The sequence below is a fragment of the Streptomyces sp. NPDC055189 genome (assembly GCF_053606765.1).
On sequence record NZ_JBSGSG010000013.1, the window covers coordinates 40,813 to 53,602 of the forward strand.

The 12,790-nt window shown below is 67.3% G+C and carries 16 protein-coding genes; 15 read left to right on the top strand and 1 reads right to left on the bottom strand.

The window, feature by feature from the left end; translation table 11 throughout:
- Position 1 precedes the first annotated feature (1 nt).
- The 11 genes from rplO (at position 2) to truA (ending at position 7,929) form a co-directional block, all read left to right on the top strand.
- Positions 2–457, top strand: a complete 456-nt coding sequence (gene rplO, locus ACWFR3_RS12550; protein WP_249588330.1) for a 50S ribosomal protein L15 — start codon at positions 2–4, stop codon at positions 455–457.
- A gap of 224 nt (positions 458–681) precedes the next feature.
- Entirely contained in the window at positions 682–1,995 is a 1,314-nt protein-coding gene (secY, locus tag ACWFR3_RS12555; RefSeq protein ID WP_453734536.1) for a preprotein translocase subunit SecY, read from the top strand.
- Positions 1,995–2,648, top strand: coding sequence for an adenylate kinase (locus ACWFR3_RS12560; RefSeq protein ID WP_453734537.1), 654 nt, complete (start codon positions 1,995–1,997; stop codon positions 2,646–2,648). The genes secY and ACWFR3_RS12560 overlap by 1 nt, the downstream gene beginning before the upstream one ends.
- Before the next feature lie 111 nt (positions 2,649–2,759).
- A complete protein-coding gene (gene map, locus ACWFR3_RS12565; protein ID WP_453734538.1) occupies positions 2,760–3,596 on the top strand; it encodes a type I methionyl aminopeptidase in 837 nt (278 codons plus the stop codon).
- A gap of 257 nt (positions 3,597–3,853) precedes the next feature.
- Entirely contained in the window at positions 3,854–4,075 is a 222-nt protein-coding gene (infA, locus tag ACWFR3_RS12570) for a translation initiation factor IF-1 (protein WP_003948620.1), read from the top strand.
- Positions 4,076–4,131: 56 nt separating this feature from the next.
- On the top strand, positions 4,132–4,245 hold the full coding sequence (rpmJ, locus tag ACWFR3_RS12575) for a 50S ribosomal protein L36 (protein WP_003974245.1): 114 nt from the start codon (positions 4,132–4,134) through the stop codon (positions 4,243–4,245).
- Between the two features lie 178 nt (positions 4,246–4,423).
- Positions 4,424–4,804, top strand: a complete 381-nt coding sequence (gene rpsM, locus ACWFR3_RS12580; RefSeq protein ID WP_135332566.1) for a 30S ribosomal protein S13 — start codon at positions 4,424–4,426, stop codon at positions 4,802–4,804.
- A gap of 62 nt (positions 4,805–4,866) precedes the next feature.
- Positions 4,867–5,271 (top strand): 30S ribosomal protein S11, encoded by a 405-nt coding sequence (gene rpsK / locus ACWFR3_RS12585; RefSeq protein WP_003948617.1) that lies wholly within the window; start codon positions 4,867–4,869, stop codon positions 5,269–5,271.
- 120 nt (positions 5,272–5,391) lie between these two features.
- Positions 5,392–6,414, top strand: a complete 1,023-nt coding sequence (locus tag ACWFR3_RS12590) for a DNA-directed RNA polymerase subunit alpha (RefSeq protein WP_016645160.1) — start codon at positions 5,392–5,394, stop codon at positions 6,412–6,414.
- A gap of 81 nt (positions 6,415–6,495) precedes the next feature.
- Positions 6,496–6,993: a 50S ribosomal protein L17 gene (gene rplQ / locus ACWFR3_RS12595; RefSeq protein WP_361053552.1), complete on the top strand. Its 498-nt coding sequence runs from the start codon at positions 6,496–6,498 to the stop codon at positions 6,991–6,993.
- A gap of 81 nt (positions 6,994–7,074) precedes the next feature.
- Positions 7,075–7,929 carry a tRNA pseudouridine(38-40) synthase TruA gene (gene truA / locus ACWFR3_RS12600; RefSeq protein WP_453734539.1) on the top strand — a complete coding sequence of 285 codons (855 nt, stop codon included), beginning with the start codon at positions 7,075–7,077 and terminating at the stop codon, positions 7,927–7,929.
- A 27-nt stretch (positions 7,930–7,956) separates the two neighbouring features.
- Here the strand turns inward: truA and ACWFR3_RS12605 are convergent, their stop codons facing one another.
- Positions 7,957–8,805 (bottom strand): hypothetical protein, encoded by an 849-nt coding sequence (locus ACWFR3_RS12605; RefSeq protein ID WP_453734540.1) that lies wholly within the window; start codon positions 8,803–8,805, stop codon positions 7,957–7,959.
- Between the two features lie 110 nt (positions 8,806–8,915).
- On the opposite strand from ACWFR3_RS12605, the gene ACWFR3_RS12610 reads away from it, so the two are divergent.
- The 4 genes from ACWFR3_RS12610 (at position 8,916) to glmM (ending at position 12,758) form a co-directional block, all read left to right on the top strand.
- On the top strand, positions 8,916–10,091 hold the full coding sequence (locus ACWFR3_RS12610; RefSeq protein WP_453734620.1) for a glycosyltransferase family 87 protein: 1,176 nt from the start codon (positions 8,916–8,918) through the stop codon (positions 10,089–10,091).
- 211 nt (positions 10,092–10,302) lie between these two features.
- On the top strand, positions 10,303–10,746 hold the full coding sequence (gene rplM, locus ACWFR3_RS12615; protein ID WP_453734541.1) for a 50S ribosomal protein L13: 444 nt from the start codon (positions 10,303–10,305) through the stop codon (positions 10,744–10,746).
- A gap of 42 nt (positions 10,747–10,788) precedes the next feature.
- A complete protein-coding gene (rpsI, locus tag ACWFR3_RS12620; protein ID WP_055548454.1) occupies positions 10,789–11,310 on the top strand; it encodes a 30S ribosomal protein S9 in 522 nt (173 codons plus the stop codon).
- An 89-nt stretch (positions 11,311–11,399) separates the two neighbouring features.
- Positions 11,400–12,758, top strand: coding sequence for a phosphoglucosamine mutase (gene glmM / locus ACWFR3_RS12625; protein ID WP_453734542.1), 1,359 nt, complete (start codon positions 11,400–11,402; stop codon positions 12,756–12,758).
- Positions 12,759–12,790 lie beyond the last annotated feature (32 nt).

Below are 12,790 nucleotides of genomic sequence, written 5' to 3' on the forward strand. Positions count from 1 at the left end.
CATGGCGGAGCAGAACCCGCTGAAGGTCCACAACCTCCGGCCCGCCCCGGGCGCCAAGACCGCCAAGACCCGTGTGGGTCGTGGTGAGGCGTCCAAGGGTAAGACCGCTGGTCGTGGTACCAAGGGCACCAAGGCCCGTTACCAGGTTCCGGAGCGCTTCGAGGGTGGCCAGATGCCCCTCCACATGCGTCTCCCGAAGCTCAAGGGCTTCAAGAACCCGTTCAAGACCGAGTTCCAGGTCGTGAACCTCGACAAGCTGAGCGCGCTGTTCCCCGAGGGTGGCGAGGTCACCGTTGAGGGTCTCGTCGCCAAGGGTGCCGTTCGCAAGAACAGCCTCGTCAAGGTCCTCGGCCAGGGTGAGGTCACCGTGGCGCTGCAGGTGACGGTTGACGCCGTCTCCGGCTCCGCCAAGGAGAAGATCACCGCCGCCGGCGGTACCGTCACCGAGCTCGTCTGAATTCTTCAGGCGCCTCGATGACTTGAGCGATTCCCAGCCGGGGATGCCCCACATATGGGGCATCCCCGGTTGGTCGTTCCAAGGGGGGCACGGTCGCCGGTAAGGTGGCGTGCACTGTCTAAGCTCCGTGCGGTCTTGCCGTGCGGTTTTTCTGACTGATACGTATTCGTCGATCCTCAGACCACTACCTCTTGCGCACGCGCGCGGGGGTCGCAGGAGGCACCGTGCTCACCGCGTTCGCCCGGGCGTTCAAGACGCCCGACCTGCGCAAGAAGCTGCTCTTCACTCTCGGCATCATCGTGATCTACCGGATCGGTACGCACATTCCGATCCCGGGCGTGAGCTATAAGAACGTCCAGGTCTGCATGGACCAGGCCAACTCCAACCAGGGGTTGTTCGGTCTGGTCAACATGATGAGTGGCGGGGCGCTGCTGCAGATCACGATCTTCGCGCTCGGCATCATGCCGTACATCACGGCGAGCATCATCTTGCAGCTGCTGACCGTGGTGATCCCGCGGCTCGAGGCCCTCAAGAAGGAGGGCCAGGCCGGCACGGCGAAGATCACGCAGTACACGCGTTATCTGACTGTCGCGCTCGCGATCCTCCAGGGGACCGGCCTCGTGGCCACGGCTCGTACGGGCTCGCTGTTCTCCGGCTGCCCCGTCGCCACCGAGATCGTTCCGGACCAGTCCATCTTCGTGACCGTCACCATGGTCATCACGATGACCGCGGGTACGGCCTGCGTCATGTGGCTCGGTGAGCTCATCACCGACCGCGGCATCGGCAACGGCATGTCGATCCTGATGTTCATCTCGATCGCCGCCACCTTCCCGAGCGCCCTGTGGGCCATCAAGAAGCAGGGCTCGCTGGCCGGTGGCTGGATCGAGTTCGGCACCGTCATCGCGGTCGGGCTCGTCATGGTCGGTCTGGTCGTCTTCGTCGAGCAGGCTCAGCGCCGCATTCCCGTCCAGTACGCGAAGCGCATGATCGGCCGCCGTTCTTATGGCGGCACCTCGACGTACATTCCGCTGAAGGTCAATCAGGCGGGCATCATCCCTGTGATCTTCGCCTCCTCGCTTCTCTACATCCCTGCTCTTGTAGCCCAGTTCGCGGGCGGCAATTCCGGGTGGAAGCAGTGGATCGAGGCGAACCTGACCAAGGGTGACCACCCGATCTACATCGCGACGTACTTCTTGTTGATCGTGTTCTTCGCCTTCTTCTACGTGGCTATCTCGTTCAACCCCGAGGAAGTCGCGGACAACATGAAGAAGTATGGTGGCTTCATCCCGGGCATCCGGGCTGGCCGTCCGACCGCTGAGTACCTGAGTTACGTACTCAACCGGATCACGTGGCCGGGCTCGCTGTATCTGGGTCTGATCGCTCTTGTACCGACGATGGCGTTGGTGGGCTTCGGCGCGAACCAGAACTTCCCGTTCGGCGGGACAAGCATCCTGATCATCGTGGGTGTGGGTCTGGAGACCGTGAAGCAGATCGAGAGCCAGCTCCAGCAGCGCAATTACGAAGGGTTCCTCCGCTGATGCGAATCGTCCTCGTCGGGCCGCCCGGGGCGGGCAAGGGAACGCAGGCAGCGTTCCTCGCCAAGAACCTGTCGATCCCGCACATCTCCACGGGCGACCTCTTCCGTGCCAACATCAGCCAGGGCACGGAGCTTGGCAAGCGGGCGAAGGCCTACATGGACGACGGCAATCTCGTCCCCGACGAGGTCACCATCGGCATGGCGAAGGACCGCATGGCGCAGCCGGACGCCGAGAACGGCTTTCTGCTCGACGGCTTCCCGCGGAACGTGTCGCAGGCCGAGGCCCTGGACGAGGCGCTCAAGACGGACGGCCAGCAGCTCGACGCCGTCCTGGACCTCGAGGTCCCCGAGGACGAGGTGGTCAAGCGCATCGCCGGCCGTCGCATCTGCCGGAACGATTCCAGCCACGTCTTCCACGTGACGTACAGCAAGCCGAAGACCGAGGGCGTCTGCGACGTCTGCGGCGGCGAGCTCTACCAGCGCGGTGACGACCAGGAAGAGACCGTGCGCAAGCGGCTCGACGTGTACCACCGCGAGACCGAGCCGATCATCGACCACTACAAGGCCCAGGGCCTGGTGGTCACGATCTCCGCGCTCGGCAAGGTGGACGAGGTCACCAAGCGCGCGATGGACGCGATCAAGGGCGGCAAGTAGCCCGTACGCAGTCCAGTACGCTGTTTCGGCCGCGGTGCCCTTCGGGGGACCGCGGCCGTAGTGTTGTGTACATAACCGGTTGTTGGACGGACGACGGAGAGCGGAAGCCCCATGGTGCAGATCAAGACCCCCGAGCAGATCGCGAAGATGCGTGAGGCGGGCCTTGTCGTCGCCGCGGTCCACGCCGCTACGCGCGAGGCGGCGGTGCCGGGTGCGACCACGAAGGACCTGGACGACGTCGCCCGCAAGGTGATCGCCGAGCACGGCGCGAAGTCCAACTTCCTGGGATACGGCGGCTTCCCCGCGACGATCTGCACCTCGGTCAACGAGGTCGTCGTGCACGGCATCCCGGACGACAAGACCGTCCTGAAGGACGGCGACATCATCTCCATCGACGCGGGCGCCATCATCGACGGCTGGCACGGCGACGCCGCCTACACCGCGTTCGTGGGCACCGGTCACGCTCCGGAGCTGATCGAGCTCTCCCGGGTGACCGAGGAGTCGATGTGGGCCGGTCTGGCCGCCATGAAGCAGGGCAACCGGCTCGTCGACATCTCCCGCGCCATCGAGTCGTACATCCGCCGCCAGCCGAAGCCCGGCGGCGGCAAGTACGGCATCGTCGAGGACTACGGCGGCCACGGCATCGGCACCGAGATGCACATGGACCCCCACCTCCTGAACTACGTCGAGCGCCGGCGCGGCAAGGGCCCCAAGCTGGTGCCCGGCTTCTGCCTGGCCATCGAGCCCATGGTCTCCCTCGGCACGCCCCGCACGGAGGTCCTGGAGGACGACTGGACGGTCATCACGACCGACGGGACCTGGTCCTCGCACTGGGAGCACTCCGTCGCGCTGACGGAGGAGGGGCCGATTGTTCTCACGGCTCCTGACTGCGGCAGGGCGAAGCTTGCGGAGTACGGCGTGACTGCCGCCCCTGACCCGCTGGGCTGAGCCCGCCTGCGCCGGGGTGGGCGCCTTTTGTTTCGGCATCCGGCGTTGGTGCGCTGTGCCCACCCGTTCCGCCCTGCGGAACGCCTGCCCACAGCGGGGACGGCCCCCGGTGCTTAGGGATCTTGGTTGTAGGGCATTCTTCCTCGATTCGTCTTTCCGGGTGGCCTGACGTAGACTGACTCGTCGGCTCTCGTGCATCCGTGTGCCTGCATGCGGCGTACGAAGTCGATCAAGGTAGTCGATTCGAAGGGCAGAGCGTGGCCAAGAAGCAAGGTGCCATCGAGATCGAGGGCACTGTCGTTGAGTCTCTTCCGAACGCCATGTTCAAGGTTGAGCTCCAGAACGGCCACCAGGTCCTGGCACACATCAGCGGCAAGATGCGTATGCACTACATCCGCATCCTCCCTGACGACCGGGTCGTGGTGGAGTTGTCTCCTTACGACCTGACTCGTGGCCGGATCGTCTACCGGTACAAGTAGATCTTGCCCGCACCTCATTCACGTGGGGTGTGGCACTGACCCGGAGAACCTCACCAATGAAGGTCAAGCCGAGCGTCAAGAAGATCTGCGACAAGTGCAGGGTGATCCGCCGTCACGGCCGGGTCATGGTTATCTGCGACAACCCGCGCCACAAGCAGCGCCAGGGCTGACGCACGACTGCAGTTCGCAGATTTTCGCGCGACGCACGTAAGCACATATGCAGGACGCGTCCCTCTTCAGTGATGGAGGGCGACACCCCCGGTCGGAGGCCGGGGACCCGGGATGTACCTCGTACGGCACTCGGGACCGGTCCTGCTGAAGACCTCCGAAAATCAACAGGAGCCTTGAATGGCACGCCTTGAAGGTGTTGACCTCCCGCGCGAAAAGCGCGTCGAGGTTGCCCTCACGTACGTGTTCGGCATTGGCCGCACGCTGTCCCAGCAGACGCTGGACGCCACCGGTGTGGACCGCAACACCCGTGTTCGTGATCTGTCCGAAGAGGACCTGATCAAGATCCGCGAGTACGTGGACGCCAACATCCAGACCGAGGGTGACCTCCGTCGCGAGATCCAGGCCGACATCCGCCGCAAGGTCGAGATCGGTTGCTACCAGGGTCTTCGTCACCGTCGTGGCCTGCCCGTCCGCGGTCAGCGCACCAGCACCAACGCCCGCACCCGTAAGGGCCCGCGTCGCGCCATCGCCGGTAAGAAGAAGCCGGGCAAGAAGTAGTCCTCAGCGGTCGATCGACAGCTGTCGCTGCAGGACCGACCACCTCGCGTAGGAGTTAATAGATGCCCCCCAAGGGTCGTCAGGGCGCTGCCAAGAAGGTGCGCCGCAAGGAAAAGAAGAACGTCGCTCACGGGCACGCCCACATCAAGAGCACGTTCAACAACACCATCGTCTCGATCACGGACCCCACGGGCAACGTGATCAGCTGGGCCTCCGCCGGCCACGTCGGCTTCAAGGGCTCGCGCAAGTCGACTCCGTTCGCCGCGCAGATGGCCGCCGAGTCGGCCGCGCGTCGCGCCCAGGAGCACGGCATGCGCAAGGTTGACGTCTTCGTCAAGGGTCCCGGCTCCGGCCGTGAGACCGCGATCCGCTCCCTCCAGGCCACGGGCCTCGAGGTCGGTTCGATCCAGGACGTCACCCCCACGCCGCACAACGGCTGCCGTCCCCCCAAGCGTCGCCGCGTCTGACGCACGTCGCTTGACCCAGGGATTTTCGGGCGGTGCGGCTCTCCGGAGCCGTACCGCCCGTACCCTTGTAGCACTCAAGGACATCAAATAGTGGGTGTCCATGACTGAAGGAAACACTTCATGCTGATCGCTCAGCGTCCCTCGTTGACCGAAGAGGTCGTCGACGAATTCCGCTCCCGGTTCGTGATCGAGCCGCTGGAGCCGGGCTTCGGTTACACCCTCGGCAACTCCCTGCGTCGGACCCTTCTCTCCTCGATCCCGGGTGCGGCCGTCACGTCCATCCGCATCGACGGTGTCCTGCACGAGTTCACCACCGTGCCGGGCGTCAAGGAAGACGTCACCGACCTCATCCTCAACATCAAGCAGCTGGTCGTTTCCAGCGAGCACGATGAGCCCGTCGTGATGTACCTGCGCAAGCAGGGTCCCGGTCTCGTCACCGCCGCTGACATCGCCCCGCCGGCCGGTGTCGAGGTGCACAACCCCGACCTGGTCCTCGCCACGCTCAACGGCAAGGGCAAGCTGGAGATGGAGCTGACCGTCGAGCGCGGTCGCGGCTACGTCTCCGCCGTCCAGAACAAGCAGGTCGGTCAGGAGATCGGGCGCATCCCGGTCGACTCGATCTACTCGCCGGTCCTGAAGGTCACGTACAAGGTCGAGGCCACGCGTGTCGAGCAGCGCACCGACTTCGACAAGCTGATCGTCGACGTCGAGACCAAGCAGGCCATGCGTCCCCGTGACGCCATGGCGTCGGCCGGTAAGACCCTGGTCGAGCTGTTCGGTCTGGCCCGCGAGCTCAACATCGACGCCGAGGGCATCGACATGGGCCCCTCGCCGACGGACGCGGCCCTGGCCGCCGATCTCGCCCTGCCGATCGAGGAGCTCGAGCTCACCGTTCGGTCGTACAACTGCCTCAAGCGCGAGGGCATCCACTCCGTGGGTGAGCTCGTGGCCCGCTCCGAGGCGGACCTGCTCGACATTCGCAACTTCGGTGCGAAGTCGATCGACGAGGTCAAGATGAAGCTCAACGGCATGGGTCTTGCGCTCAAGGACTCGCCCCCCGGCTTCGACCCGACCGCTGCCGCCGACGCCTTCGGCGCCGACGACGACGCGGACGCCGGTTTCGTCGAGACCGAGCAGTACTGATGAACTGCCCGGGGGCGTCCGCCCTCGGGGCCCTGTCCCCGGTACCTGATACGGCCGGGGCAGATCACTAGGAGAAACACCATGCCGAAGCCCACCAAGGGTGCCCGTATGGGCGGCAGCGCCGCGCACGAGAAGCTTCTGCTGGCGAACCTCGCCAAGCAGCTCTTCGAGTACGGCCGCATCACCACCACCGAGGCGAAGGCCCGTCGTCTGCGTCCCTACGCGGAGCGTCTGGTCACCAAGGCGAAGAAGGGCGACCTTCACAACCGCCGCCAGGTGCTGTCCGTCATCACCGACAAGAGCATCGTGCACACGCTCTTCACGGAGATCGGCCCGCGCTACGAGAACCGCCCGGGTGGCTACACCCGTATCACCAAGATCGGTAACCGTCGTGGCGACAACGCGCCCATGGCGATCATCGAGCTTGTCGAGGCCCTGACCGTGGCGCAGGCTGCCACCGGTGAGGCCGAGGCGGCCACGAAGCGCGCCGTCAAGGAAGACGCCCTCAAGAAGGACGACGCGCCCGTCGAGGACGCGAAGCCGGCTGAGGACGCTGCCGAGGAGTCCAAGGACGCCTGAGGCTCTGCCTTGCTGTGAGCGGGTCCGCCCTTCGGGGCGGGCCCGCTTTCGCATGTCCATGGTGCTGAGAGGATGACTGGTGTGAGTGATGAAGTAGAGCCCGGGTTCGTGCGGGTGCGTCTTGACCTTTCGTATGACGGCAAGGACTTCTCCGGCTGGGCCAAGCAGCGGCAGGGGCAGCGGACCGTCCAGGGGGAGATCGAGAGCGCGCTGCGGACCGTGACGCGGTCGCAGGAGACGTACGAGCTGACCGTCGCGGGGCGGACCGACAGCGGGGTGCACGCCCGGGGGCAGGTCGCCCACGTCGATCTGCCCGATGAGGTGTGGGCCGAGCACAGTGACAAGCTGCTGCGCAGGCTCGCCGGGCGGCTGCCGCACGACGTGCGGGTCTGGAAGGTGGCCGAGGCCCCTGCCGGGTTCAACGCGCGGTTCGCGGCCGTGTGGCGGCGTTACGCCTATCGCGTGACCGATCACCCCGGCGGTGTCGACCCGCTGTTGCGCAGTCATGTGCTGTGGCACGACTGGGAGTTGGATCTCGACGCCATGAACGCGGCGGCCGAGAAGCTCCTCGGCGAGCATGACTTCGCGGCCTACTGCAAGAAGCGCGAGGGCGCCACGACCATTCGTACGCTCCAGGAACTGCGCTGGGAGCGGCGGCCGGACGGCATTCTCGAAGCGACCGTGCGGGCCGACGCGTTCTGCCACAACATGGTGCGGTCGCTGGTGGGTGCCATGTTGTTCGTGGGTGACGGGCACCGGCCCGTCGAGTGGCCGGCCAAGGTTCTTGCCGCCGGGGTGCGGGACTCCGCCGTGCACGTCGTACGGCCGCACGGGCTCACCCTCGAGGAAGTCGGCTATCCCGCCGACGAGTTGCTCGCCGCGCGCAGCAAGGAAGCGCGCAACAAGCGGACGTTGCCCGGCGCCGGCTGCTGCTGAGCCCCCGGCGGCCGGGCTGCCGCCGGACTACTGCGGGGCGCCCGCCGCGGCGGATGCCTGGGCCGCGCCCCGCCGGTGGATCTGGCCGAAGGTGAAGCGGGCCAGGTCGTTGCCGACGGTGTAGACCTTGCGCTCCTTCTCCGTGACGTCCTTGTCGCTGGTGAAGCCGGACGTCGTGAAGTAGGCGTAGCGGCCGTAGGCGTTGTACGTGCCGCGGCAGACCGCCGTACGGCAGAAGCTGGGCACGCCCTTGCCGGGCAGCGAGACGACCAGGCCCTTGTTCGCCTGATCGTTGACCTTCTTGGCCTGGGCCGCCGTGTCGAAGACGGCGACGCCGACCGTCACGGCGATGTTGTCCTTCACGTAGCTGGCACGGAAGAGCTCGGTGCAGTCGTTCTTGGTGAGGAGCGTGCCGAGTGCGTCCTGGGTGACGCTCGCGCACTTCTTCGTGCTGTCCGTGGCGCCCTTCTTGTAGACGCGGTCGCCCGAGGTCAGCGTCTTGCCGGGGAAGAGCGTGTCGGGGCCGAGCGGCGCCTTGTCCTTCTTGGCGCTGGAGATGAACTCCTTGGGGTCCGGCGGGGGCGGCGGTGTCGTCTCCTCGAAGGACGGGCCGGGGTTCTCGCTCGCGCCGGGGATGTCCGCGGTCGAGGGCAGCTCGCTGGCCGGTTTGTTCGAGGCGGAGGAGTTGTCGCTGTTCGCGGAGACGACGCCCACCGCGACCGCGGCCGCGACCACGACGGTGGCGAGCGCGCCACCGCCGATCATCAGCCATTTGCGGCGCCGGGTGCGCGATTCGGACGCCTCGGCGAGCGCCGCCCAGTCAGGCGTCCGTGAATCCCCTGGACCCCACTGAGGTCCCCCTTGCCCAAAGCTCATGCGCCGCATCTTAGACGGGGAGTTGGGGATGTTGAGCGGGGGCCGGGGGAGGTGGCCGACCTAGCCTGACGCGTATGAATACGGGCAAAGTAGCTTTTAGTGGGTGGTTGCTGCGGCCGGCGACCTGGCACGCCTGGGCGGCGCTCGGTGTCGTGCTGCTCGCCACGGTCGTCCGGGTGGGGCTGCGGGGGCCGGGCGGCGGGATGGACAACGCCATCGTGGTGCGGGCGGCCGAGGCCTGGCTGGAAGGGCGCTCGCCCTATGCCGACCGGCACTTCCTCTATCTGCCGGGCGCGGTGCTCGCCGCGGTGCCGCAGGCGCTGCTTCCGGAGTCCGTCGTGCGGTACCTCGTCCCGACCGGGGTCGCGGCCTCGCTCGTCTTCGGGTGGGTGTGTGCGCTGCGGATCTACGGGGTGGAGTGGCGCAGCCGGTTCGCGGTGCTCGGGCTGCTGGCGCTCGCCCTGGGCTTCGCGCCGTTCGTGCACCTCGTCGAGCTCGGCAACTGGACCGTGGCGTCGGCCGCCGCGCTGCCGCTCGCGCTGCTCCTCGTGTGCCGGGGGAGGTGGGTGGCCGCGGGCCTGGTGATCGGGGCGGCCGTCGCCGTGAAGCCGCTGCTCGCGCCCGTCGTGCTGCTCTTCGTGTTCGCACGGCGCTGGCGGGCGCTCGGGGGTGCGGTGCTCGTGCCCGCGGCGGTTTCCGCGGGGGTGGCGTTCGTCATGCCGGATCCGACGGGGTTCTTCACGCGGACGCTGCCGTTCCTGCTGCGGGGCGACGACCGCTTCGTACGGCTCTATGAGGCGTCGCCCGCGGCCGTGCTGCCGCGGCTCGGGGTGCCGCAGGGGGCGGCGACGCTGCTGGCCCTCGTGGCCGCGGGGGCGGGGGTGTGGTGCGCGTGGCGGCGCTGGCGGGGCGGTGAGGGGACGGCGGAGCAGCGGGTCGTCGAGACGGCCGTCATGCTGATGCTGGCGGCCTTCCTGGTGTCCAGGCCGTCGTACGACCATTACCTGCTCGTCGTCGTGCCGCTGCTGCTCGCCGGGGCCCGGGAGCCCGGTGCGGTGGTCCGGGGGCCGTGGTTCTGGCTGGCGCTGGTGCCGCAGGTTCCGGGGTTCGACTGGCCCTGGCTGGAGCCGGGTGCCACGCGGGCGTACCGCGACTGCGTGACGCTCTGTGTGCTGGCGCTCACGGTCGCCCGGAGCTGCGTCCGGACGAGCGGGATCAGGCTGGAAAGCGCTGACCCGCCTGTGGCCGGCGAGTCGGCGGTGCCGGTTTCCAGGGCCGCGTTTTGACCGGTACGGGGCGGCGCGGGTAGTCTCGACGATTGTTATGCGTATTGGTGTCGTCGTTCTCACGCGAAGGGCCCATACGTAGGTTCCCTGGAGCAGTTACCAGTGGCTCGCATACGGGCAGCGTCCCGGCGATTGTGAGCCCCAGCTGCATGATCGCTTCCTGGGTGCCGTGTGTCTGGACCCCATCCACTGAAGAAGCGAAGGCTACGAAGTGCGTACGTACAGCCCTAAGCCCGGCGATGTGACCCGCCAGTGGCACGTCATTGACGCGCAGGACATCGTCCTGGGCCGTCTGGCGACCACTGCCGCCAACCTCCTGCGGGGCAAGCACAAGGCGATCTACGCCCCCCACATGGACATGGGCGACTTCGTCATCATCATCAACGCCGAGAAGGTTCACCTCTCCGGCAACAAGAAGACTCAGAAGATGGCGTACCGCCACTCCGGTTACCCGGGTGGTCTGCGTTCCGTCCGCTACGACGAGCTTCTTGAGAAGAACCCCGAGAAGGCCGTCGAGAAGGCCATCAAGGGCATGATCCCCAAGAACACCCTGGGCCGTCAGATGCTCTCGAAGCTGAAGGTCTACGCGGGCGACCAGCACCCGCACGGCGCTCAGCAGCCGGTCCCGTTCGAGATCACCCAGGTCGCGCAGTAGTTCCGGCCACCCCCAAAGACGTAAAGAAATCTGAGGAGAATCGTGGCCGAGACCACCGTTGAGCAGCCGGTCGAAGAGACCGAGGTTGTTGACGTCGAGCAGTACACCACCGAGTCCGAGGCGCCCGTCGAGGGCGAGTACACCTCGGAGTCGAACGCCGCGCGCTTCGGCGACCCCCAGCCGGCCGCCGGCCTGGGCCGTCGCAAGAACGCCATCGCCCGCGTCCGGATCGTCCCGGGCACCGGCAAGTGGAAGGTCAACGGGCGCACGCTCGAGGACTACTTCCCGAACAAGGTTCACCAGCAGGAAGTCAACGAGCCCTTCAAGGTGCTCGAGCTCGACGACCGCTACGACGTCATCGCCCGCATCTCGGGTGGCGGCGTCTCCGGCCAGGCCGGTGCGCTCCGTCTCGGTGTCGCCCGTGCGCTGAACGAGGCCGACGTCGACAACAACCGCGCCGCCCTCAAGAAGGCCGGTTACCTCAAGCGTGACGACCGTGCGGTCGAGCGCAAGAAGGCCGGTCTCAAGAAGGCCCGCAAGGCTCCGCAGTACAGCAAGCGTTAATCTGCCTGCTTGTACTGCTCGTTCGCCCCGGCGGCACGTTGTGTGCTGCCGGGGCGTTCGTTTATCGGAAACCCTGGAGGAGGACAGCAGTGGGACGACTCTTCGGCACGGACGGCGTGCGCGGTGTCGCCAACGCGGATCTGACGGCCGAGCTCGCGCTCGGGCTCTCCGTGGCGGCGGCTCATGTGCTCGGCGAGGTGGGCACGTTCGAGGGCCATCGGCCGGTCGCGGTGGTCGGACGAGACCCCCGCGCGTCAGGGGAGTTCCTGGAGGCCGCGGTGGTCGCCGGTCTCGCGAGCGCGGGCGTGGACGTCCAGCTCGTCGGTGTGCTGCCCACCCCCGCGGTGGCGCATCTCACCGGTGCGCTGGGCGCCGACCTCGGCGTGATGCTCTCCGCGAGCCACAACGCCATGCCGGACAACGGCATCAAGTTCTTCGCGCGCGGCGGCCACAAGCTGGCCGACGAGCTGGAGGACCGCATCGAGTCCGTGTACGAGGAGCACCGCACCGGCGCTCCCTGGCAGCGCCCCACGGGCGCGGGCGTCGGCCGCGTGCGGACGTACGACCAGGGACTCGACCAGTACGTCGCGCATCTCCTGGGCGTGCTGCCCAACCGCCTCGACGGACTGACGATCGTCCTCGACGAGGCACACGGCGCCGCCGCCCGAGTCTCGCCCGAGGCGTTCGCGCGCGCCGGTGCCGAGATCATCACGATCGGCGCCAAGCCGGACGGCCTGAACATCAACGACGGCTGCGGGTCCACGCACCTGGACCTCCTCAAGGCCGCCGTCGTCGAGCACGGCGCCGACTTCGGTGTCGCGCACGACGGCGACGCGGACCGCTGCCTCGCCGTGGACCACACGGGTGCCGAGGTCGACGGGGACCAGATCCTCGCCGTCCTGGCGCTCGCCATGCGGGAGCACGGCACGCTGCGCGAGGACACCGTCGTCGCCACGGTCATGTCGAACCTCGGCTTCAAGATCGCCATGGAGCGCGAAGGGCTCTCCCTGGTGCAGACGGCCGTCGGCGACCGCTACGTCCTGGAGTCGATGAAGGAGCACGGCTTCGCCCTCGGCGGCGAGCAGTCCGGGCACGTCATCGTCCTGGACCACGCGACCACCGGTGACGGCACGCTGACCGGGCTGCTGCTCGCGGCGCGCGTCGCCGAGACCGGGCGCAGCCTCGCGGAGCTCGCCGGGGTCATGGAGCGGCTTCCGCAGGTCCTCATCAATGTGCCCGACGTCGACAAGTCGCGGGTCACGACCTCCGCCGAACTGACGGCCGCCGTCGCCGACGCCGAGCGTGAACTGGGTGCCACCGGTCGGGTGCTGCTGCGCTCGTCCGGCACGGAGCCGCTGGTGCGCGTCATGGTCGAGGCCGCCGACATCGAGCAGGCACGGTCCGTGGCCGAGCGGCTCGCAGATGTGGTGAAGTCCGCGCTGGGCTAGGCCAGTTGTGTGGTGAGGTGTTGTTGTACGCC